Origin of the sequence: Candidatus Paceibacter sp. (genome assembly GCA_013360865.1) — a bacterium.
Lineage (GTDB): Bacteria > Patescibacteriota > Minisyncoccia > UBA9983 > UBA9983 > SURF-57.
This window is the reverse complement of the sequence record JABWAS010000006.1, coordinates 22,164-44,115: the sequence shown is the minus strand read 5'-3', so window position 1 is coordinate 44,115 and position 21,952 is coordinate 22,164. Positions and strand designations below refer to the sequence as shown.

Here is a 21,952-nt window from a genome sequence, read left to right as displayed (position 1 = left end):
TTTTATCTCCCTATACCTTTATAAACAATTCCGCTTTGGGTGAAGTCTTCTTTGTTAAGGCAGTTGCGGCCGTCTACGACGACTTCTGCGCCTTTCCTCTTCAGATAATCCGGTGTCATTTCTTTAAACATCTTGTGATTGGTGGCCACGATAACCGCCACAGCGCCGTCTAATGCTTCGTCCAAACTCTGCGTCGTTGACTGTTTCAACACAAACGGGTCGTAAGAGGCAACATTTGCCCCAACAGCTTTAAGATGTTTGATTATTTCAAACGAGGGACTCTCGCGGCTGTCGTCTATGCCCGCTTTGTAAGCCAGCCCGAGCACTGCTACTTTGGCTCCGTTGATAGCTTTCTTTTTCTCATTTAATCCGGCAATGGCTTGCTCCACCGTGAACTTTGGCATATGGTTATTTATTCTTCTGGCCTGTCGCAAGAAATCGTGCTCAAAGCCTTTTTCCTTGGCATACTCAATAAGGTAATAAGGGTCTACCGGAATGCAATGGCCGCCCACGCCGCAACCAGGATAGTGCGCCATAAAAGCGAACGGCTTGGTGGCGCAGCCGTTGATGACATTGACAATATCTATGCCAAGCTTGGCAAACGACATTGCCAGTTCATTGACGAAAGCGATGTTGATGTCGCGGAAAGAATTTTCCACGACTTTTACCGATTCCGCTTCTTTGAGCGAACCCATCGGCTTGATGGTGCCGGTGATAATGGAACCGTAAAAATCCAAAGCCATTTTTAAACCTTTTTCTTCCAAACTGCCCACGACGCGGTTAATATTTTCCACGTTGTATTTCGGGTCGCCCGGATTTATTCTTTCCGGACAGTGGGCGACGTAAAAATCAACACCCGCTTTCATATTGGTTTCTTTTTCCAGAATGGGGATAACGATGTCGTCGCAGACACCAGGATTGACGGTTGATTCCAAAATTATGAGTTGGCCTTTTTTTACAAACGGCGCGATGCCGCGGCAAGCTCCTTCCACCGGCCTCAAGTCGGGCATATGATTTTCATATACCGGCGTCGGCACGCAGATAACGACGATATCGGATTCTTTAACTTTGGCAAAATCGGCAAAAGCTTTCATCGTCGTTCCGGCTTTGAGTTCGCGCTCGGCCAACTCGTCTTTAAACGGGCTTTTGCCGGAGTTAACAAGTTCAACTTTTTCCTTATTTATGTCTATGCCGAAAACTTCGTAACCTTTCTTGGCCGCGATAAGCGCCAAAGGCAGACCTACGTACCCGAGTCCTATAACGGCTACCGTTTCCGATTTTTTGCCGGTTCTTTCCGCTCTGGCGGCAACTTCCGGCTTAATTTTTATGGTTTTTATCATAATTTTTAAATTAACTTAAAGTTTATTAATAATGTGTTAATAATAAAAAAACCGCTCACCTTATAAAGCGATGACCGGTTGCGCCACTTGCTCCGCGCGGCTTCAGGCGCCCAAATTTAGCCGCGTTTCCTTGCTTTCATCTAATGTTATTGAATTGTTTTTGCCAAATAAAAAATCCATAACCTTGTTTTAATAATTTTTTAATATTGGTTATGGAATGATTATGTTTAGAAGTATACTCGGATTAAAATTTTTGTCAAGTCTTGCCACTTTATTTTAATAATGATACTTTCAGAATTCTTGACTTATTAAAATATAAGTGATAGGAATGACAATTGTTTCCAAGTTATTGATAGTATCTTAAAAATTTTTTATGGGAGGAAATTGTTATGAGAGGAGCGGTAATGACAGGGAAGGTCGAAGTAGAAGCAACGGAACGCGGGCTTGTGTTTAATTGTTTGGAGGGTTTTAAAATTGAGGAGTTGAAACAAAAAGATGGACTTTATATCGAAACGGAAAATGATACTCTTCTACTTCTCCACCCCCAAGGTGATTCCAGGCTTATTGTCAAGAGTCTTAATATAAATCTTGAGAGTAACAATAAGCGTGGATGCTATGGAAATTATATCTTAACCCATGATAGTAAAATAATCGTGGGTGAATGTTTCGAATATAAGGTTGGCAAAGGGGAATGCAAAACGGAGGTCGTTTCATCATTTGCACTACTATCAAGGCAGGAGGCCGAAAGAAAACTTATCGGCAAGATATCGGAAGTAATGGAAAAACAAAGCGCCATGGGGAAAACCGAGCAAATAGAAAGTGTTTAGTTTCTAACTTTATAATTCTTAAGAAAGAGGAGCTGTATGAAAAAAGTAACCAGTTTTAATTTGAAAGAAATTGAGTCAGGAACAACAGTTATTATGAAAACAGATGGAAGCCGATATGAAATAGGTGTTTTCAGCTCTGGTATAGTTAAGTTGGGGGCGCCAAACAAGTTAGTTCCGGCAATTAAAAGTAACAACTCCAAAATATACAAAATTATGGAGAAACACGACATTGTAATAAATGTCGGCGAGCCGCTAAGCTATACGAATGATGGCCAGCAAATAAGTACAGGAAAAATAAACGAGATTATTATCCGTTGCGCCTGACGTTGCTTTCTCGCAGACAATACAGCAATCAGCAAAGCGTTTTATTTCAAGTTAAATTTTAGATCGAAAAAACGGACGCGTGTCCGCGAAGTTAAACTTTATTTTCTTTTTCTGAAAGGAGAAAAAGCAATGAAGAATGGAGTCTTAGTTGCTGTTTTGTTGTTTTTAGGACTGCTGTGGCCTGTTGGTCATACGCAGGCCGAAAAACTGCCGATTTTGTTTTTTAATTTTAACGAAAACGGTGGTTCAATCGTTGAAAACCTGGGGTCGTCCAGAAGCGAAGTTCCTTCGGCTCCAATGATAAACAAGGATGGATTTTTGGCGGATTTGCACTCACTGCCAAAAGTCGGACCGTCCGGACTGGAAGACGACAGGGCTTTTGACAATACAGCTTCAACCGGCCACAGGCGGCTCGGCGGAAGAGTTGAAACCGCCACTGTTGTTGAAAAAAGCCAAAACTTGTTTTCTTTAACGATGACGTTGTGGCTTATGGTTGAGTACGCCAATTTTGATGGCAATGGATGCTTTTTGATTTACAATGGAGATGATTTCGGTTACAACATCTCCCTTGAAAATCAATACTTGCGCTTCCAGGTTAATGGCAAATCCGTTGATTCCCTGCCAATTGTCAATAAAACGGGTTGGGTTTTCGTCGCTGTGTCATACAACAGTAAGACTGGTAATGTTAAATTTTATTCCGGTTCGCCTACCGCATCTGCAAAACTTACTTCCAGTGGTAACGTAAAGGCGGGAATAACTTTACAAAACCCAGAAGGCCTTTGCGTGGGTAATAAAACCCATGACAACGGTCTGCCATTTGACGGATTCATGGACAATGTAGGCGTTTACGGATCGCGGGAAGATGAATCAGGAGAACTATCTCCGGCAGAGATTGAGGAGATAAGGGAAAGCGACCTAAGAAACGGCGCTCCTCCGCCAACCCCAACACCTTCAGAAACGCCATCACCCGGTCCTTCGCCAAGGCAAAGCCCAACGCCGACTGAAACTCCGACACCACCTATGGAACCTACGCCTACACCAGCAACATCTCCGACGCTAATTTCTTCTCCCCAGCCAAGCCCGACGGAAGAACCAACTCCGTCGCCAATGCCGGAATGCAGTGAGATTGGGGAATTTTCCGTCAGGATTAAAGACGGGGATATGAACCTGACAGTCGGGGAAAATATCACCATTGAGGTCATAGTGGGATGCAAGGATACCGGAGAACCGCTTGAGGGAATCAAGGTCTACGGTAAAATCCGCAAGTCCCAACCCAACAGAGTAGTTTCGCTCAATGATAGAACGGAAAAAATCATCGAGCACGAGGTAGTGACCGATGAAAACGGAGTAGCCGTTTTCAGGGTTGCCGGCCTTAAAGAAGGTTTCGCGGAGATAAGATTCCGCCTTCGCGGAAACTTCAACACAAGAATAAAAACAAAATTTAATGTCGCGGATTGAAAATATTTCAACAGCGATTTATCCTCCTTGCCTTTTAAGGCAAGGAGGATTTTTTATAATTTCCGGCGGCAAGGAAAACCGCCACAGGTAATTTTTACAGTGTTTGGCGTAATCAACACCGATTCGTTTTGATTTTTCTATGTTCTTCGGCGCGATTTTTATTCCAGCGTCCTCAATCCAGATTTTATCGCTGGAAATGTCCGACCCATTAAAACTCTTGTCTATGCCAAAATATCGGCACACCCTTCCCGGCCCGCTTATTGCCACATCCTTACTATCGACGTTCGACGTCGATACTGGAATAACGGCGCGGATTAAGACCGCCGCCGGATAGTCTTCTTTTTCCGTGACGATGTTCAGACAGTGGTGCATCCCATAAACAAGATAAACGTAAACCGTGCCGGCTTTTTGGTACATTGTTTCCGTCCGCTTCGTTCTGCCCTTGGAAGCGTGGCAAGCCAAGTCGTCTTCTCCTATATAAGATTCCGTTTCAACAATTATCCCTTTTAAAATTTTGCCGCCGTTTTCAACGGCCAAAACTTTTCCGAGCAGTTCTTGGGCGACTTTCAATGTGTCCCGTTGAAAAAATTCGCTGGAAAGAAGCATAGTGTATATAATAAATCTTATCCACGTTTTATTAAAGACAAAAACGTCATCTAAATGTATGATTATGAAATAAATTAAAAAGTCGCATTAGCGGTAAGTAAACCAAAAACAAAATGAAACAGCGAGCGCTGGCAATAAAATTATCTCTTGTGGTCGCAATAACGATTCCGGCAATGGCGTTAGCGTCGCATAATCAAAATTCGTCCGGGGCCGGAATTCTTCCCGGAAGATCTTTTTACTTTCTGGACAGACTCGGAGAAACATTGAAAGAGTTTTTCACTTTCGGCGCGAAAACCAAGGCTCGACTGAAAATTGAGATTGCCAACGAAAGAATAGCCGAAATAAAATTGATAATGGAAACAAACGGCGCGAAAGTTCCGGAAATTGAAGAAACCAAAAAAATCCTCCAAAAAAACTTGGAAGAAACTGAACTGATAATAGCTAAAGAAAAATCCAAAGGAGAAAACGTGGACGACCTTATTAAAGATATTGATGAAATAAAAATTGAGAAAGATGAGATTGAGGCGGAGGCGGAAGATGACGATGACGCGTCCGAATTGGAAGATCAAATAAAAAACAGAAATGAAAAAGAACCTGAAAAGGAAAATGAAAATCAGAGTTCCAAATCAAAATCAATTTCAAGTTCCAGCTCTCAACCCAACTCCCTTAAATCAAGCGTCAGTTTGAAATCAAGCTCAAGCGACGGCTTAAGCGACAATAAAGACATAGAAAATCTGCAAACAGAGCTCAAGCAAAACGAGACGGAAACAAATCAAATAGATAAAGAGCTGCAACAGTTGGAAAAAGACATATCGGATCTTGAAGGGCGGATTTGACGTCGCCTTTTTTAATCCAAGAGCATTAACTTAAGAACCTCGTCCATATGCCCGACGAATTTTAATTTCAATTCATTCCGGGATTCTTCCGGAATATCAACTAAATTTTTTTCGTTGCTTTTGGGCAGAGCCACCGTTTCCACGCCGGCGCTGTGAGCGGCAAGAACTTTTTCTTTAACCCCTCCTATCTCCAGAACTTTACCGGAAAGGGTCACTTCCCCCGTCAAAGCCACTTCTTTTTTTACCCGTCTTTTAGTAAGCGCCGACGCTAAGGCGGTGGCGATTGCGATTCCCGCCGAAGGACCATCTTTTGGTATGGCGCCGGACGGCACGTGGATGTGAATGTCGTTTTTATAGAAAAATTCCGGATCAATTTTCAACTCGGCGCATCTGGAACGGATGTAAGAGAGAGCGGCTTTGGCCGACTCCTGCATTACGTCCCCAAGCTGGCCGGTAAGCGTGAGATTGCCTTTGCCCGGAACAACCGTCACCTCTACGAACATTATTTCACCGCCCATAGGCGTCCAAGCCAGTCCGGTGGCAATACCGACCTCGTCTTTTTCTTCCTTCATTGTTATCTCGTAAATTTCAGGCCCTATGAAGTCGGCTAAATTGGCCGGGGTGATTTTGGTTTGTTTGTCGACCTTGTTTTCAGCCATTTTTTTCGCGGTTTTGCGCGCTATTTCGGCGATTTTTCTTTCCAAGTTTCTGACCCCGGCCTCCCGGGTGTATTTTGATATTATTTCATAAAGAGCTCTGTCTTCTATTAGAAGTTTATCCGTCGAAAGACCGTGGCCGGAAAAAACTTTCGGAATGACGAATTTTTTGGCAATATGGAATTTCTCATCCTCGGTGTAGCCGGGAAATTCTATAACCTCCATCCTGTCGCGCAAAGCCGGCGGTATCGGATCAAGCAAGTTGGCGGTGGTGATAAAAAACACCTCCGACAAATCATAAGGCATCTCCAGATAATGGTCGGAGAAAGCGTTGTTTTGTTCAGGGTCAAGCACTTCCAAAAGCGCCGACGACGGGTCGCCGCGAAAATCGGCGCCCAGTTTGTCTATCTCGTCCAGCATAAAAACCGGATTCTTGGTTCCGGCCGTTTTCATCCCCTGCAAAATTCTCCCCGGCAAAGCGCCGACGTAAGTGCGGCGATGACCCCTTATCTCGGCCTCATCGCGCACTCCGCCCAAAGAAATTCTGACAAAACTTCTTCCGAGCGCCCGAGCGATGGAACGTCCGACGGAAGTCTTGCCCGTCCCGGGCGGCCCGACAAAACAAAGGATATTGCCGCGGCTTTTGCCTTCCGTCAGCTTCTGCACGGCCAGATATTCCAGCACTCTTTCTTTGGCTTTCACCAGGCCGTAATGATCCTCATCTAAAACCACTTGGGCTTTTTTGATGTCAAAAACCACTTCGCTTTTTTTGCTCCAGGGCAGTTCTATTATCCAATCCAAATAAGCGCGGATGTAAGGCGCTTCGGCGCCGGCTGACGACATTCTTTTTAAACGATAAAGTTCTTTTAATGCCCTGTCTTCCGCCTCTTTGGTCAGTTTGGCTTCCTTTATTTTCTTCTCCAATTCGTCATACTCCTTACTTTCCTCGCCGAGACCAAGTTCTTTTTCTATCGCCTTAAGCTGTTCCCGCAGCAAAAATTCTTTCTGCGCTTTTCCCATTTCCTTTTCCACCTCTCCTCTGATTTTTCTTTCTGTTTTTATTATGTTTATTTCTTTGGCCAGACGGGAGTTTAAAATTTCCAGCCTTTTTTTAATATCAAGCTCTTCCAGCAGTTCCAGTTTTTCTTGGAAATTCAAAGACAAAGAAGAGGCCACGATATCGGCCGTTCTTTCCGGATCGGCGTAACCTTTTTGCAGTTCTCCGACAACGGCCAGCGATATCACCCCTTCCATCTGCATCATCTTGCGAAACTGGTCAAAAACGCTGCGAGCTAAAGCTTCCAGATTTATCACATCATCACTCTCCGGCTTTCCCGAGCTTATCTCGGAAACTTCGGCATAGCTTACCTCTCCTTTCTCAAGCTTGTTTTTAATAAGCGCCCGGCGAGTTCCCTCTATGGTCATTCCCATCGCCGTCCGGCTTAGAAACCAGTACTGCAAAATTTTGGCCGTTACGCCAATTTTACTTTCCTCGCCATTATCTTTAAAAATTAAAACAACTTCGCCTCCTTTGTTTAAAGCTTCGTTTACCGTCCGCACCGGTTCAACGCCGTTTATCATCATCGGAGCTTTTTCGCCGGGAAAAACAACCGTTTCCCTCAACGCAATGGCGGGATAAACTTTGTCGCTTCCTTTTTCCGGCTTCTTGTTTTTACCAAAAATGTTTTTTATAGCCATAAAACAATGCTAGCCTTTTAATTTAAGATTATCAACAAAAAACAATCTAAGCAGTTTTTATGGCGCAAGAGTAAATATCCAACAGAGCAAAAAGAAGGCTTAAAATTATCGGCCCTATCAAAAAGCCAACCGGCCCGAAAAGAGCGATGCCGCCCAAAACCGAAAGAAGAACGATCAGCGGATGCAAGCGCATCCCCCGTCCGATAAGCTTCGGCCCCAGAAAATTATCAATCATGCCCACGACAGCCGCGCCCCAAACAAGCAAACCCGCGGCGGGAACAACCTTGCCGCCGAGAAAAAGAAACAAAACCGCCGGAACAAACACGATAGCCGTGCCGACTCCCGGCACCAAAGCGGCCACGGCCGAAACAGTGCCCCACAAAACCGGGTTACTTATTCCAAAAATTATAAACCCGATGGCCGATAATGCCCCTTTTATAAGAGCGATTATCAAATTGCCCTTGATGACCGAGTTGACCGATTGCCTAAGTTTTCTGAAAATCGTTTCGTCGCTGTCGTCAGCCAAAGGGCTTAAGTCTACCAGTTTTTTCTTGAGATTATGACCGTCTTTAAAAAAGTAATACACGGCGATGATAAAAACAATAAAACTGAGGCCCATTTTGGCAAAATTGGAAAAAATATCCCCGAGATGACCAATCAGCCAGCTTAATCCTTGCCTTAGATAAGATTCAACATCAAGAGAAAACTCCGATGGAATCGGGAAAAACTCTCCCAGTCTGTTTGCCAAATCGTTTAAAATATTTATAACGCTTCCCTCTCCGCTTTGCAAAAGCGAAACATAAAGCTGTTGGGATTCCTTAAAAATCCTTATTCCCAGAAAGACCGATGGCGCGGCAATAAGGGCTAAAATTGCCAGAGTGGACAAAAACGCCGCTAAACCCTGATGATTCGGCCAACGCTTTAAAATTAAGCGCTGGAAAGGCTCAAACACAATTACCACCGCCGCCGCCAGCGCCAGCGCGTAAATAAACGGTCGAAAGATAAAAAACGAGAGAACAAGAACACCGATAACCAACGTAAAAAGAAAATAGGTTTGGAGATTCCGGCTTAGCATAAATTAATTTTAGCACTTCTTAATAAATAAAAAAGTGTTTTTTATTTATTAAGAATATGCTAGATTGTTTATGTGTTGGGATATTTGTTGGGGGATCGTCTAACGGTAGGACAGTGGCCTTTGAAGCCATTAATCGGGGTTCGAATCCCTGTCCCCCAGTAATTTAAATTTGTGATTTCTTAAATGCCAAATTTGTGATTTTGTGATAAAATACTATTTATGAACAAAATTTTAAAAATTACAACAAGCGCGCTGTTTTTGGCCGTTGTGATTATTCCTTCTTTTTCTTTGGCTCAAACAAGCAATATGCGGATGAGAAATCTGGCAACAACCACCAACGCGACCCAAAGCGTCAACATTAAACGTCTTAACATCAACCTCTCCTGCATGGCCGACGCGATAGAAAAAAGGGACAACGCCCTTATCGCGGCGCTGGACGCCAAAAACAACAGCTTGAAAGCCGCTCTGACCGCCAGAAAAAATTCCCTCTCCGACGCGTGGAGAAATATGTCGGGAATAACCAGAAACAAAGCCATACGGGAAGGCTGGAAAAATTACGGCAACTCTTTAAAGCAAACACAAAAAGAATTCAAAAACAACCGCGAGGCCGCCTGGAAACAGTTTGAAAAAGAAAAGCGGTCCTGCAAAACGGACTTAAGAGCCACCGTGGACAAAACCGACTCTTCGGTTGACGCTAATCTATAAAACAATCTAAATTCCAAATCACAAATTCCAAATCCCAAACAAATTTCAATAACCAAAATTAAAAATAATCAAACGTTTAGAATTTTTAATTTAGAGTTTGGATATTGTTTGGAATTTGGTGCTTGGATTTTGGTGCTTTTAATTTATTATCTTCAAAAACGCCAACTCTAAAGAAACTTGAGGCATATAATTCCTGCCTCTGGCTTCGTAAGCGTCCAGCAAAGTTTTTAAAATTTTCTCCAGCTCGCCCGGTTTGGCTTCTTTGGCAATTTTGTCCGCGAATTTAAACTCGCGCGCGCCGCAAATTTTTTCCAACTTCTGCCTCATCGCCGGAGCCAGTTTGAGCAGCAGAGCGAAACGAACGCCGCGCAACAAAAGTTTTGACAAAGTTTTAAAATCCAGATTGGTTTCGGAGGCTTTTTGGATAATTTCAATTCCCTTCTCGGCGTTTTTCCCCATCATCGCTTCAATCAGGCCTTCCACCGCTTCCTCCGGCGGAGCCGACAGAATTTTCCTGGCTTCCGCTCCGCTTATCGCTTTGCCGCCGGCGGAGATGAGCTGGTCAAGCAGACCCTGCGCGTCGCGGAAAGAACCTTCCGCCAGAAGCGCGATAAGCGCTGCCGTCTCCTCGTCTATTTTAAAATCTTCTTTTCCGGCGATTGCCATTATCGTGCGGCGCATCACCTCGTCGGAAATGTGTCGAAAAGAAAAACTCTGGCAGCGGGAGACGATGGTTTCCGGCACTTTTTCCAGTTCGGTGGTAGCCAAAATGAAGACGGCGTGCGCCGGAGGCTCTTCCAAAGTTTTAAGCAGGGCGTTGAAGGCCTCTTTGGTGAGCATGTGCGCCTCGTCTATGATGTAAACTTTTACTTTGCCGGCCACCGGAGAAAATCTAACCGCGTCCCGCAACGCCCGTATCTCGTCTATGCCGCGCGAGGATGCGGCGTCTATTTCCAGCAAATCAATATCCGCGCAGCCGATTTCTCTGGCCAAAATCCTGGCGACGCTGGTCTTACCCGTACCCCTCGGCCCCGCGAAAAGATAAGCGTGCGCAACCCGCCCCGATTTTACGGCGTTCTTCAAAACTCCGACGATATGGTCCTGCCCCAGCACGTCGGCAAAACTTTTTGGTCTGTATTTGCGGTATAAAACGGTTTTATCGCTCATTTTTTTCCTGCGTTTCTTCTTTGATAATTTTCCACGGCGCGGGCAGTTTGGCGTCAAAGCCGAATCCGGCGGCGGATTTGTGCCCGCCTCCGCCGTACTTCTCCGCCAGCTTCGCCACGTCAACTTTACTACCCGACCTTAAAGAAACCGCTTTCTCCCCTTTTCTCTCGCTCCAGATTATGCCCACCTCGGCGCCGCTTTTTACCAAAAAATTGCCAATTTCTGATTTTAAGACGGTAGAATTCACCACCATCGCCTGATACCCCTCAAACTCCGCCTTCTCCGCGTCGCCGCTTATCTCTTTTACCAAATATTCCTTATACCTCAAGGCCGCCGACCCTTCCTCAATATTTTTCTTTAATTTTTCTTCGTCTTCAAGCTCGGTGGCCAGTTTGTCCCATTTATCAAAATCAAACTCGGTCATCTCCACAAGAGCCATTATTTCTTTAGTGTTGGGAATTTTAAATTTCCACAAGTCATAATCTTCAATATAAAAAAGCAGAACAGGAACTTTATTGCCGGGATGAAAATATTGCCAAGCCAGAACCGCGCCGGAATGATCAATGTCGTAAACGTATTCACTGGCGATTTTAATGTCGTCCTTTTTGCTTTTGTGGTGGTCAATAATTACAACTTTTTTATTGTTTTTTATAAGTCGTTGCAAGTCGCTTTTTTTGTCATAGCAAAAATCCAGCATGTAAATTTCTTTGCCGGATAATTCCGCCGGTTTCATTTCGTAGCTTACCGGAATGTATTCCGCTTTATCACCGAACTTTCTCCACGCGGCGTAAGCGGCGCCGAAACCGTCTTCATCGTTATGATGCAAAACAACAATTTCCTTTTTCATGCTTTTGCTTTTTTAAACAATTCCCCATCCTCTTCCTGCGTCGGCAAAACGATAGACTTTTTTTTAAACACTATCAGTTTGAGCCCCGCAAAATTCCAAACCAAGCCGGCGGCAGCCGCCAAAATGGCAGAGAATTGCGCCCAAGTTTTGGGAGGCATGGAACCGAATGGTTTTACAAGATTGACGAAGAAATAATCTAATCCAACGTTTATCAAAAAACCAATAATGGTGACAAAAAAGAAACTGATAATTTCTTTTTTGTTGTGTTCCTCCTGGGAATTGAAGGACCAGTGCTTGTTCCAGAGATAACTGCTGACGACGGTAACGACGAAGGACACGCTCTTGAAAACCGATTGTTGGAATCCGGCCGCTATCCCAGTAGCGAAGATAAAAATGTTTAAAATCGTGGCGTCCAGCAGGAAGTTAAATCCGCCCACGAGGCAAAATTTTCCCAACTGGTAAACCCCCACACCTGTTTTCTTAGTGTGAAAACTGGTGTGGGGGTAAATGAATTTTTTTACAAACAGGCTTAGCCAATAAGAGATAACTAAAACCCCAAGGCAAAAAAGAGGAAATACGGCCAAGAGATAATTGGCATACGGCATCACAACGGCAAAAGCGCTGTTTTCCGCGCTCAAATTGCGCCCGATAAGAATCATCATCAGCGCCGCCGCCAGCCCTATAACCAACGCCAAACCAATGTCAATTTTTCTTAATTTAAACACAAAATAATTATAACAGATGTTTTTATATTTTCTAATATTTTAAAAAGTCATTAATTCATTATTAAAAAATGATACACAAAAATAGGCTGGAGCATAAAATCGTGTGCCATTTTGGAAAGATAAAAATTTTGAGCAATAAAAAATCCTGCGCTGTTTAGGCGATAGCAAGATTAAGGAAGGGTTCAGAATCTTAGAAATTTAGAAATATTGTTTAAAAAAACAAGGGTTGGCATAACGCCAACCCTTTACAATTCATTATTAGGGTAAAATCATATGGCAAGATTATTTTTTATCAATCGGAGTTTCTTTCCTCCTTGATATAAAAATATCTTTCGGGAAAATATATACCGTACTTTCGAGTATGTTCTTGCCTGTTCGTGATTCAACTATTACCTTATTTTCAGTTTCTTTTCTAATATTCACTATTTCAGTTTTTTCCTCAGTATTTTTCATTTAATCCTCCTTTTTCTTTTAAATGTACGATCTTGGTTATTTTTTACCAAGTATTTTACTCATTGTAGAAGCAAATTCCCATGGTAATAGTTTATCATCAATCGGACCAGTATCTTTCATCCCTTCTGCAATTTCCTCAACAGAAGATATTTGTAATCCGAGATCTCGTGGGGTTAAATAAAAAAACTGCCTAATCTTTTTTAAAACTTTTTTCATGATATATCCCCTTTATTTAAAAGTACGTTACAAATGAAATATCTACCCCAGATTATACTTGTCCGCGATTTCTTTTTCCACTTCGGCGCGCAGGCGGCCGTAGCGCGCCACCGCGAACTTTGCCGCGTCGGCTCCGGTTCGCGCGTCGCCTTTGGCAAACGGCAAAGTTTTAATGTTAAAAGGCCTCGCCGCCTGGCCGCTTATAAGCAATTTCAAATAAGCGTTGTAATTGCCGATATTGAGCAAATCGCTCGGGCCGAACACCGGCTCAAACTGTTTGGCCAAAAATTCCGCGTCTTCCGAGCCGACACGGAAAGCGGCCATGGAACCGACGTTGCCGAATACGGCCTTCTTGATTATCTCTTCCAACTGGCCGATAAATTGATGGGCGATGGTGAGATTGAGTTTGTATTTCCGGGCTTCAGAAAGGATGACGGCGATGGAGTCGGTGGTGACGTTCTGGAACTCGTCTATGTATAAATAAAAGTCGTTGCGTTTTTCCTCCGGCAATTCCACCCGCGACAAGGCGGCCATCAGGATTTTGCCGACAAATATCAACCCGAGCATGCTGGAGTTGATGTCGCCCAGCCGCCCTTTGGACAAGTTAACCAGCAGGATTTTTTTCTCGTCCATTATTTTACGAAAGTTGATGGTTGATTTTTCCTGGGCGATGATCGGCCGCATTATCTGGTTGCCCAAAAACACGTCAAACTTGCTGGTGATGTAGGGCACGACGTTCTGCAAGGCCGCCTCGCCGCCGGCCTTTTCCGCCACGTCCCGCCAGAACAGTTTGACCATTGGGTTCTGGCACTTGGCCAGCTTCATGTCGCGGAATTTTTTGTCGCTTAAAACGCGGACCACTTCAAAAAGCGTGTTGCCGGAAGACGGGTCGTCCATCACCAAGAGAACGGCGTTGCGGTAATACTGCTCAAACATCGGGCCGAACGCCTCCGGCACATCCTTCCAGATTTTGCGGAAGATGCTGTAAATCTCGTTGGCGATAAAAGTCTTCTGCTCCGGGTAATTCGGGTCGTACTCCAGCATGTTGAGTCCGATGGCTCTGTCGGCGTCGGCCGGGTCAAAGTAAACAAGGTCGTCTATCCGGTTTTCCGGAATCCTGGCCAGTATGTCCTGCAAGTCGGAGCCGTGCGGGTCTATGTAGCAGACGCCGCGGCCCGCTTCCATGTCCTGGATTATCATGTTTTTGAGCAGAACCGACTTTCCGGTGCCGGTCTGTCCTATGACATAGAAATGGCGGCGCCGGTCGTCCTCGTTCATAAAAATTTTCTTCTCCTCGCCGCGGTAAAAATTTACCCCCATCAGCAGGCCGGATTCGGGAACGTTAAGCGGCGGCGGCGCGTCTTTGGCCTCCGCGTATTTGAGCTGGGAGACGGCGGAAATTCCGGCCGGGAAGTGGAACAACGTGGAAATTTCGGCCGTGTTGAGGCGAACGGTTTCTTTATCGCTGAAGTTGCGGAAAGAAAAATCGTAAAACAAATTTTCCAAATCTTTGCCTTTCTTCTCGCTGAACTTTACGGAGTTGCCGGCCGTTTCCACGAATTGCAGGAAAGCGCTTTCCAGCTCTTTCAAGATGACCTGGGCGCGGACGGCGGTGTCGGCGGAAACAAGCAGCCGCAAGTTAGCCAGCATCACCGGCTTGGCGGCCTTTTCTTCTAGCAATTTTACCACCGTTTCATCCACCGGTCGTTTCGACTCCTCTTCTTTTTTCTTGTCTTTGTCTTTATCTTTGCCGCTTCCGCCGGAGAAAATATCAAAAATAAAATCCAGCGCCCCGCCGGCCAGTCCGGCTTCCTTCAAAGCGGCATAAAATTTCTTCCCTTTGCGCATCTCTTCGGCGGTCTTTCTCGCTTTTTTGCCGTAACCGTCGTCGGTTCCGGATACCACCACCTGCAAAGCCGCCCCTTCGCCGATTTTCTTTAGTTTGGAAAAAGAATTTATCACCACTCCAAGCGGGTCAACCTCAAACTTGTCGTAAGTTCTGATGGGCAAAACGTGATGAGTTTTAAGCGTGATTACCGCTCCAGCGCCTACTCCTTCCGGTTTAAATATATTGTAGTCTTCTCTTTTTTCCGTAATTTTAGCGTCGGGGAAAAGCGCCCCGATGTGCTTCTCCAACAATCCGGCTCTGGTCCTGGGTACGGCGGCGTAAAATGCTATTTCTTCCCCAACAGTCGGAATGCCCAGTTCCAGGGCGAAATTGGGCGCGTCGCCGTCTTTCTGGATCATGCCCATGCCGGAGTAAAACTGCTCCATGGCCGAAACCATTTCTTTGAAAGTTTTCGCGCTGTCTTTATTTTCCTCGCCCTCCTTTCCGCGCGGCAGAGCTATCTCGTACAAAACCATGCTCAATGAACCGGAAAGCGGTTTTTTTATTTTCTTCTTGGGCAAATCCGTCCGCAGATAATATTGCACCAGAGCGCGGTGCAAGTCGTCCTCCAGATGAGGGTTGTTTAGCTTTCGGGCGACATTGACGGCGTTGATGATGCCGCGCTCTTCGGCCACGCTCAAAAGCTCCTCTATTTTTTTGTCATGCGGCTCCGGCGGAAGTTTGAGGATTTTGGCCACCAAATCTTCTTCCTTTTTCTCCTCTACTTTATAGTAAGGCTGCAAAACATCTTCCGGCTTCCGGGCGATGTGTTCTTTGAAAACAGTTTCCGCCGCTTTGGCGCCTTCCGCCGTTTCTCCAGTTTTTTCCAGCTCCGCCTTTTTCTCCTCGTATCTTTTCTTCAGCCACTCCAGCTCCTCCGCCGGCGTGCCGAACTTTTGCTCAAAATTAGGTTGCATAGGTTATTTTATTTACAAAATGTATAATGCAAATATTCAAAAAATTAACTTGCAGTTTCAAAAATCTTTTTAACTAAACTTATTCGGGCATAAAACGCGCGAGTGATTGGACGGCGTTTTCCTGTTTTTAAATTTATCCCGCCGATTCCTTTCGTTCTGGCTTGTATCCATTTTCCGTCTTTGCCAGTTAACGCGTTAAAACCTCTTTTAATAAGCTTTTCACGGATAAAATCATAATCAGCTTTAATTTCCTTGATAAGTTCGTCATCTTCGGCAAAATCTAAACTTGCCACTTTCAACAATTCCGCTCCGTCTGAATTTATGCCATCCCATTTTACGGCGCAAAAAACAATAGATTTTAATTTCGCCCAACAATGGCTTTCAAAAAATGAATGGTGCTTTAATTCTTCGGGGTTGATCATTGTAATTGCCATTGTTTCTTTTGGCACAAGTTCGTTTTTAACCTTACGAAAACTTACTGATTTCAATTCGTATGAAAGCCCGTTTGGCGCTTTAGAAACATTTGTTTGCAATCCTGCCAATCTTTCCAAAACCAAACCCTTCCAGCCTTTGTTTTGTTTTCCCGTTTCGTAGGTTGTTATTCCATGTTGCAAAGCAAGTTTTCGCAAATCTTTTCCGATGTGTTTTTTCAAATTGTTTATCGCTGTTGTTCTTGTAACTATTTTCATACTATTTTTTAGAAAATTTACTTTTCATGTTTTTATTCAACTCTTCAAAACGTTTTATTGATAAATCAAGATATTGTTTTTCGCTGTCAATGCCGATAAAATTGCGACCATAAAGATAAGCAGCTAGACCTGTCGTAGAGCTTCCCGTAAACGGATCCAAAATTAAACCGCCTTTGTTAGTGCTTGCCAAAACAATTCTTTTTAACAAATCGAAGGGTTTTTGCGTCGGGTGTTTGCCGAATTTTTTTTCAATCGGTTTGGGCGTATTGATTGACCAAACGGATCGCATTTGAAGTCCTTGTTTTTTTAGTTGATCTCCCATCCAGTCGCTATTTTTCATTAATTCGTAATTGAAAGCGTGCTTTGCTTTTTTTTCTTTTTTCGCCCAAATCAAAGTTTCATGGCTGGCCGTGAAAAATCTGCATGATAAATTCGGCGATGCATTTGGCTTAAACCATGCGATATCATTTAAGATATGAAATTTTTTTATTTCTAATGCAAAGCCGCACTGATAAATTGAGTGATAAGTTCCACTAACCCAAATTGTTCCATTCGGCTTTAAAACTCGCCTGCATGCTTCAATCCATGCAAGATGAAATTCAAAATTCTTTTTTGTGCCGTTGGTTAAATCCCAGTCGCCCTTTTTAACGCTGACCATTTTCCCGTTTTGACAAGTGAAACTGCCGCTTGATAAAAAATAAGGCGGATCAGCAAAAATCATGTCTACCGAATTCTCTGACAGAGAATTTAAAACATTCAAACAGTCATCTTTATATAGCTTAAATCTTGGTTTTTCGTAGTATGGTTTTTGCATAATTTTAAATCACCCAAACAACCTCAATTTTCTTAGTATATAACTAATATATACTAATCATTATAACCTTATTCACTTATATTTAAAATACACCTTGTTGCCGAAGCGCAGGTCTATGTAGTCCAGTTTTTTGCGGGAGTCCTTTATTTGGGAGTCTAGGGCTGTGATGAGATTGGAAAAGGTGACTTTCGGCTCGCTGTTTTCTTTGAGCATTATCTTCCAGCCTTCTTTGACGAATATCTCGTAGACGCCCTCGTCTTTTAAAATTATTTTCACAACTTCGTTTATTGATGAATTAACCTTACCGGCAAATAAAAATAGATTTTTAAATTCTTCCGTCGGCAGGACGCTCGCCCCTAAACCGACAACCATTGTCGGTTTAGGCTGGGTTGAGGACGCCGCTATGCCGTTATTTTCTTCATCGTTCCGCTCATCATAAATTTTAAGATACAACCCGCCGGAGAAATCGGGCGCTTTTTCAAAAACAAAACCGTTCTCGTCGGCGAAATAGCATTCCTGGCCGCGGCAGGCCAAAACTACGTTTTCTCTTTCCTTAATTTCAACCGCCAAGCCGCTGAAAATTTTCTTTTTAACGCTTACTTCTTTTACTCTTAAAAAATTTTCCAGAATTGCGATTTCTATTTTTTCTTCCGGAAAAAAGAAAAAACCGTCTTTGTTGAAAAAAATTCCGGTCTTGCCCACGGAAACTTCCTTGATTTTAAAAGAAATCTCTTTGGCGGAAACAAAGTTGTTTCCGGTTAACTCAATATTTTTAATTCGCAGAAACGAAGCGTTGAGCAAAAAAACAACTCCGGTAAAAAACCCCGCGAATAAAGCAAAAAAAACGGCGGTCTTGATAATTTTCCTCTTCCGCCGGATTCTTCTTGACGAAGCGAGTAGGTTTTTACGCATTTACCCTGTGAAATAAAATTTGATTAGCTTATAATTTATTTTTTCTTAGCACAGTTCAATTATTCTCTACAAAATAAAATTTAAAAAATAACAATCAAATTTTGATTTTCAATATTAATTGAAAATCATTTCACGGGGTGAATTCCGCATGAGTTTTAGCGGATAACGTCTTTGCCCATGTACTTCCTAAGCGGCTCGGGCACGATAATGGAACCGTCGGCCTGCTGATAGTTTTCCAGTATTGAAACTATTATACGCGGCGTCGGCACGGCGGTGCTGTTAAGCGAATGGGCGAATTTTAATTTTCCGGTTTCGTCTTTGTATTTGATATTCAGCCTTCTTGTCTGGAAATCATGGAAGTAAGACGCCGAGCTTATCTCTCTGTATTTGTTTTCGTTCGGCACCCAAAGTTCTATGTCATACTTTTTAACCTGGCCAAGCCCCAAATCTCCTCCGCAGTTGATAACCGTTCTATATGGTATGCCCAACGATTCCATGAATTCTTCAGTGTTTCGGTTAACCCATTCATGCCATTTCACCGATTCCTGATGATCGGCTTCGCACAAAACAACCTGCTCAAGCTTGAAGAACTCATGCACCCTGATGATGCCTTTTACATCCTTGCCGTAGCTTCCTGCTTCCCTCCTGAAGCATGGTGAAAAGCACAAAAATTTTTTTGGTAGGTCCTTTTTATCTATAATTTCATCTGAATGGTAACCCATGGCGGAAACTTCGGCCGTGCCGGCCAAATAATCGCTGTCTTGCGTTTTATAAAGATCTTCTTCTCCTTGGGGCAAATAACCGGTTCCGTACATCGTTTCTTTTTTAACCAAAGAAGGAACTATCATCGGCGAAAATCCGCCTTTCTTCATGAAAAATTCCATTCCGTGCTGCCATATCGCGAAAGATAAAAGCGCTCCGTCGTTTTTTAAAAAATATCCGCGGAAGCCGGAAACCTTCGTCCCCCTTTCAAAATCCGCCAAATCCAGCTTTTGCATCAGCTCAATATGGCTTTTCGGCTCAAATCCTTTCTGCTTGAAGTCCGGAATTTCTCCCCATTTTTTAAACTCCGCGTTCTGCGTGTCGTCCGCCCCTTCCGGCACGGAAACGTCGGGGATGTTGGGCGCCTGCAGCATCAGCGCTTTCCAGGCTTCGTTGGCCTGCCTCAATTCTTCCACCTTGGTCAAAAGAGTTTCTTTGAGTTTCTTCATCTCCTCTATGGCCGCCTGCCTTTGCGCGGGATCCTGGATTTTGGCAATGTTATCGCTGGCGGCGTTTTGCTTCGCCCGCATATCTTCCACCTCCCGCAAAATTCCAAGGCGTTTCTCGTCGGCGGCCAACAGTTCGGCCACGTCAAACTTAACCCGCTTCTTTCGCGCGGCCTCTTTTATCAAGTCGGGATTTTCCCGAATAAATTTGATGTCTAACATTAAGATTATCTTATCAAATATGCTAAAATTAGCAAAATGCAACGTAAAATTTTAAAGCCGAAAAATTTTCCATACCTGCTCAAGCAAATTTCGGACCCGCCGAAGGAACTTTATCAGATCGGCGAGCTGCCGCCGGAGGACGCCCTGTATTTGGCCGTGGTCGGTTCGCGCAAGTTCAGCAACTACGGCAAAGAAACCTGCGAGAAAATAATCGGCGGGCTGAAAAACAATCAGAGAAAAGTCGTCATCGTTAGCGGCTTGGCTATCGGCATAGACGGCATCGCCCACAAGGCGGCGGTGGAAAATAATCTAACAACCATTGCCATACCCGGCTCCGGTTTGGATGAAAAAGTTTTGCACCCCCGTTCCAACGTTAAACTTTCAAGGCAAATTATTGAAAGCGGCGGCTGTCTGCTCTCCGAGCTTCCCTGGGAGATGCCGGCGGGAATCCACACATTCCCTTCAAGAAACAGAATCATCGCCGGTTTATGCCACGGCGTTTTAGTGATAGAAGCGGCGGAGAAAAGCGGCACGCTCATTACCGCCAAACTGGCGCTGGATTACGGCCGGGACGTCTTCGCCGTACCCGGTTCAATCTTCAGCGAAAATTCAAAGGGCACCAACAATCTTATAAAAGAAGGCGCGGCGCTCGTCCGCCGCGGCGAAGATATTTTGGAATTTTACGACATCAAAAAAGCCGATTCGCGGGAAAACAAACAAGAAAGTCTGGACTTGGAATTTCTTTCTCCCGAAGAGCAAAAATTATATCTGGTCTTAACCGAACCAACGGCAAAAGATGAGCTAATAAGAAAATCCGGCCTGCCTCCGGCCAAAGCCAACTCCGCCATCTCCATGATGCTTCTAAACGGCGTCATCAAACAATCGGGAGGGGAGGTTTATAGGGCGTGAAGAGCGACTACATCAGGTCTTTAAGTTTTTCCGCGTCCAGATTAAGTTTTCCTAAAATATTGGCAAGCGTTCCAGGACGCAATATTTTATGATTAGGAACAATAACAACCTCTTTCCCATAAGAGTGCTTTCTAATAAATTTCATGTGGCTGCCTTTCTGGCTTTTAAATTCAAAACTCAAACGCAACAAAACGCGGGCCATTTCTTTGCCAGAAATCTGAGGCAGTTTGCTCATATAGTAACAGGCGCCATGAATTCTCGTCTTGGTTTAGACAATGCCTCCGGTTCTTCCTCCAAATAAAGACTGATTGCTTCTTTGATATTTTTCACGGCCTCTTCAAAATTATCGCCTTGAGAAAAACATCCTGGCAAAGACGGCACAGAAACACTATACCCCCCGTCCGCTTCCTCAATAAACACGGCGTTAAAATTTAAAACTGATTGGCTTATTTCTTTGTTTTTTTTCGCGGCTTTCATAGTATTACTAATATTACAAAAAAGCCAAGCTTAAAAAGTTTTAGCGGGGGATGTTTAACAAGCTTGCGCCAAACGCCGCCATCTCCATGATGCTTCTAAACGGCGTCATCAAACAATCCGGCGGAGAGGTTTATAGGGCGTAAATTAAAACGCCGAACCATAATCGATAATGCGTTGGTATTTTTTAGGTTGACAATCATCGGAAAAATAACCCGTAAAAAATATTCCAAAAATAAAACCGATTATTAAAAATAAAGTTACAAAAAGATATTTCATATATAAGAATGTAGTTGTGGGTAAAGCCAGAAAATTATTTTGATAAAGGCCCAAAGTACAAAAATATACACAAAAATTAGAAAAAATAACCTCTTAATAAAGTCAAAACCATAAAGAAACCAAAGCACGAATATCGTAAAAATAAATATTAAAATAATTAACAAAATCCAAACCATAATTTTTTAAAGCGTGCTTAGTTCTCGATAATTACATTAATATTTTTATCATTAATCAATCGAGTCTACTTATTCCTAAACCTTTTAAACAGCAAGGAACGGTCGACGCTTCTATAATTCGGCACCGTTATGGATTTTCTGCCATCGCAAGCCAGACGAATATGACTGCCCCGCTGCCGTACTTCCGTGTATCCTATTTTTAACAAAACTTTTATAATTTCCTTTCCTGAAAGTATCGGCAACTGCGTCATATGATTGCGTTAGACAGTAATTGTATGAAGACTCAACTCCACCGGTTTATAATTTTTGAGAATCTCCCTGTTCTCCTTTTCTTCCAAAACGAGGTCAACAACTTCTCTTATATTATTAAGAGCTTCGTCAATAGTTTTTCCCTGCGAGTAGCATCCTCTTAAAATCGGACACTCAACGACGTAAAAACCATCCTGCCCTTTTTCCATCAGAAGAGGAATTTGCCGCCCGCCGTGATGTATAATTTTGGATTTTGACTTCAACATAGTTTTAATTATTTTA

At 43.6% G+C, this 21,952-nt stretch carries 24 protein-coding genes, 1 tRNA gene and 1 riboswitch; of the genes, 7 read left to right on the top strand and 18 right to left on the bottom strand.

Annotated features, from left to right (window positions below; genetic code table 11):
• Positions 1-2: 2 nt before the first annotated feature.
• Positions 3-1,340: a nucleotide sugar dehydrogenase gene (locus tag HUT38_02320; protein NUQ57299.1), complete on the bottom strand. Its 1,338-nt coding sequence runs from the start codon at positions 1,338-1,340 to the stop codon at positions 3-5.
• Between the two features lie 63 nt (positions 1,341-1,403).
• Positions 1,404-1,487, bottom strand: a riboswitch (cyclic di-GMP riboswitch).
• 257 nt (positions 1,488-1,744) lie between these two features.
• Between HUT38_02320 and HUT38_02315 the strand changes: the two genes are divergently transcribed.
• The 3 genes from HUT38_02315 (at position 1,745) to HUT38_02305 (ending at position 3,949) form a co-directional block, all read left to right on the top strand.
• The gene (locus HUT38_02315) at positions 1,745-2,167 is read left to right on the top strand and encodes a hypothetical protein (GenBank protein NUQ57298.1); all 423 of its coding nucleotides are present in this window, start codon (positions 1,745-1,747) and stop codon (positions 2,165-2,167) included.
• Between the two features lie 36 nt (positions 2,168-2,203).
• A complete protein-coding gene (locus tag HUT38_02310) occupies positions 2,204-2,491 on the top strand; it encodes a hypothetical protein (GenBank protein ID NUQ57297.1) in 288 nt (95 codons plus the stop codon).
• A 129-nt stretch (positions 2,492-2,620) separates the two neighbouring features.
• Positions 2,621-3,949 (top strand): LamG domain-containing protein, encoded by a 1,329-nt coding sequence (locus HUT38_02305; protein NUQ57296.1) that lies wholly within the window; start codon positions 2,621-2,623, stop codon positions 3,947-3,949.
• Positions 3,950-3,967: 18 nt separating this feature from the next.
• Here the strand turns inward: HUT38_02305 and HUT38_02300 are convergent, their stop codons facing one another.
• Entirely contained in the window at positions 3,968-4,555 is a 588-nt protein-coding gene (locus HUT38_02300; protein NUQ57295.1) for a DNA-3-methyladenine glycosylase, read from the bottom strand.
• 113 nt (positions 4,556-4,668) lie between these two features.
• Here HUT38_02300 and HUT38_02295 point away from each other — a divergent pair, with 113 nt between their 5' ends.
• The gene (locus tag HUT38_02295; protein ID NUQ57294.1) at positions 4,669-5,391 is read left to right on the top strand and encodes a hypothetical protein; all 723 of its coding nucleotides are present in this window, start codon (positions 4,669-4,671) and stop codon (positions 5,389-5,391) included.
• An 11-nt stretch (positions 5,392-5,402) separates the two neighbouring features.
• Here the strand turns inward: HUT38_02295 and lon are convergent, their stop codons facing one another.
• Complete coding sequence (lon, locus tag HUT38_02290) at positions 5,403-7,745, bottom strand: endopeptidase La (GenBank protein ID NUQ57293.1); 2,343 nt, start codon at positions 7,743-7,745, stop codon at positions 5,403-5,405.
• Between the two features lie 46 nt (positions 7,746-7,791).
• The gene (locus HUT38_02285; protein NUQ57292.1) at positions 7,792-8,820 is read right to left on the bottom strand and encodes an AI-2E family transporter; all 1,029 of its coding nucleotides are present in this window, start codon (positions 8,818-8,820) and stop codon (positions 7,792-7,794) included.
• An 88-nt stretch (positions 8,821-8,908) separates the two neighbouring features.
• Here HUT38_02285 and HUT38_02280 point away from each other — a divergent pair.
• Positions 8,909-8,979, top strand: a tRNA-Gln gene (locus tag HUT38_02280).
• Between the two features lie 60 nt (positions 8,980-9,039).
• Positions 9,040-9,525 carry a hypothetical protein gene (locus tag HUT38_02275; GenBank protein NUQ57291.1) on the top strand — a complete coding sequence of 162 codons (486 nt, stop codon included), beginning with the start codon at positions 9,040-9,042 and terminating at the stop codon, positions 9,523-9,525.
• A 138-nt stretch (positions 9,526-9,663) separates the two neighbouring features.
• Here HUT38_02275 and dnaX read toward each other — a convergent pair whose 3' ends face one another.
• The 10 genes from dnaX to serS all read right to left on the bottom strand — a co-directional run bounded on the left by dnaX (position 9,664) and on the right by serS (position 19,583).
• Entirely contained in the window at positions 9,664-10,692 is a 1,029-nt protein-coding gene (gene dnaX, locus HUT38_02270) for a DNA polymerase III subunit gamma/tau (protein ID NUQ57290.1), read from the bottom strand.
• Positions 10,682-11,539 (bottom strand): DHH family phosphoesterase, encoded by an 858-nt coding sequence (locus tag HUT38_02265; protein NUQ57289.1) that lies wholly within the window; start codon positions 11,537-11,539, stop codon positions 10,682-10,684. Before HUT38_02265 ends, dnaX begins: the two co-directional genes overlap by 11 nt.
• Positions 11,536-12,264, bottom strand: a complete 729-nt coding sequence (locus tag HUT38_02260) for a GtrA family protein (GenBank protein NUQ57288.1) — start codon at positions 12,262-12,264, stop codon at positions 11,536-11,538. The genes HUT38_02265 and HUT38_02260 overlap by 4 nt, the downstream gene beginning before the upstream one ends.
• 282 nt (positions 12,265-12,546) lie before the next feature.
• Positions 12,547-12,717 carry a hypothetical protein gene (locus HUT38_02255; GenBank protein NUQ57287.1) on the bottom strand — a complete coding sequence of 57 codons (171 nt, stop codon included), beginning with the start codon at positions 12,715-12,717 and terminating at the stop codon, positions 12,547-12,549.
• A 36-nt stretch (positions 12,718-12,753) separates the two neighbouring features.
• The gene (locus HUT38_02250; GenBank protein ID NUQ57286.1) at positions 12,754-12,933 is read right to left on the bottom strand and encodes a hypothetical protein; all 180 of its coding nucleotides are present in this window, start codon (positions 12,931-12,933) and stop codon (positions 12,754-12,756) included.
• 42 nt (positions 12,934-12,975) lie between these two features.
• The gene (locus tag HUT38_02245; GenBank protein NUQ57285.1) at positions 12,976-15,738 is read right to left on the bottom strand and encodes a hypothetical protein; all 2,763 of its coding nucleotides are present in this window, start codon (positions 15,736-15,738) and stop codon (positions 12,976-12,978) included.
• 44 nt (positions 15,739-15,782) lie between these two features.
• Entirely contained in the window at positions 15,783-16,367 is a 585-nt protein-coding gene (locus tag HUT38_02240; GenBank protein ID NUQ57284.1) for a hypothetical protein, read from the bottom strand.
• A 61-nt stretch (positions 16,368-16,428) separates the two neighbouring features.
• On the bottom strand, positions 16,429-17,241 hold the full coding sequence (locus tag HUT38_02235) for a site-specific DNA-methyltransferase (protein NUQ57283.1): 813 nt from the start codon (positions 17,239-17,241) through the stop codon (positions 16,429-16,431).
• A 72-nt stretch (positions 17,242-17,313) separates the two neighbouring features.
• Positions 17,314-18,153: an FtsQ-type POTRA domain-containing protein gene (locus HUT38_02230; GenBank protein NUQ57282.1), complete on the bottom strand. Its 840-nt coding sequence runs from the start codon at positions 18,151-18,153 to the stop codon at positions 17,314-17,316.
• A 155-nt stretch (positions 18,154-18,308) separates the two neighbouring features.
• Positions 18,309-19,583 (bottom strand): serine--tRNA ligase, encoded by a 1,275-nt coding sequence (gene serS, locus HUT38_02225; protein ID NUQ57281.1) that lies wholly within the window; start codon positions 19,581-19,583, stop codon positions 18,309-18,311.
• 36 nt (positions 19,584-19,619) lie between these two features.
• Here serS and dprA point away from each other — a divergent pair, with 36 nt between their 5' ends.
• Entirely contained in the window at positions 19,620-20,492 is an 873-nt protein-coding gene (dprA, locus tag HUT38_02220) for a DNA-protecting protein DprA (GenBank protein NUQ57280.1), read from the top strand.
• 7 nt (positions 20,493-20,499) lie between these two features.
• Here dprA and HUT38_02215 read toward each other — a convergent pair whose 3' ends face one another.
• The 4 genes from HUT38_02215 to HUT38_02200 all read right to left on the bottom strand — a co-directional run bounded on the left by HUT38_02215 (position 20,500) and on the right by HUT38_02200 (position 21,936).
• Complete coding sequence (locus HUT38_02215) at positions 20,500-20,727, bottom strand: type II toxin-antitoxin system HicA family toxin (protein NUQ57279.1); 228 nt, start codon at positions 20,725-20,727, stop codon at positions 20,500-20,502.
• Entirely contained in the window at positions 20,724-20,969 is a 246-nt protein-coding gene (locus HUT38_02210) for a type II toxin-antitoxin system HicB family antitoxin (protein ID NUQ57278.1), read from the bottom strand. The genes HUT38_02215 and HUT38_02210 overlap by 4 nt, the downstream gene beginning before the upstream one ends.
• 517 nt (positions 20,970-21,486) lie before the next feature.
• On the bottom strand, positions 21,487-21,672 hold the full coding sequence (locus tag HUT38_02205) for a type II toxin-antitoxin system HicA family toxin (protein NUQ57277.1): 186 nt from the start codon (positions 21,670-21,672) through the stop codon (positions 21,487-21,489).
• A gap of 9 nt (positions 21,673-21,681) precedes the next feature.
• The gene (locus HUT38_02200; protein NUQ57276.1) at positions 21,682-21,936 is read right to left on the bottom strand and encodes a type II toxin-antitoxin system HicB family antitoxin; all 255 of its coding nucleotides are present in this window, start codon (positions 21,934-21,936) and stop codon (positions 21,682-21,684) included.
• Positions 21,937-21,952: the final 16 nt, after the last annotated feature.